At 75.2% G+C, this 330-nt stretch carries 1 protein-coding gene; it reads right to left on the bottom strand.

Translation table 11 applies throughout. The features are described 5' to 3' along the window. Nucleotides 1–330: GHMP family kinase ATP-binding protein (locus DW309_RS06540; protein WP_446724683.1), on the bottom strand; the 330-nt coding region annotated here is incomplete at both ends.

Here is a 330-nt window from a genome sequence, read left to right as displayed (position 1 = left end):
CCGCGGCGCCGCGCTCGCACGACTCGCGGCGCGCGCGGTAGCCGCCGGTCGAGTGGGCGTGCTTCACGCGGGTGTCGATCACCAGCACGGACAGCCCGGCCGCGGCCATGCCCAGAGGCACGACCTCGGCCTCCAGCGAGCGGCAGTCGAGGAAGATCGCGGCGTCGGGCTCGCCGAGCATCGACGACATCTGGTCCATGATCCCGGTGGGGGCGCCGACCGCCTCGTTCTCGGCCGTGCGACCGATGCGCGCGAGGGCCACCGCGTCGAGCCCGGTGCCCCACAGCTCGTTCAGCGCGGACGACGTGGCGCCCTCGATCGCCTCGGGGG

It is taken from the genome of Microbacterium sp. K41 (assembly GCF_004794395.1).
Taxonomy (GTDB): Bacteria; Actinomycetota; Actinomycetes; order Actinomycetales; family Microbacteriaceae; genus Microbacterium; species Microbacterium sufflavum.
Note: the sequence above shows the minus strand (reverse complement) of the source record. Positions and strands in the feature narration are given on the sequence as shown.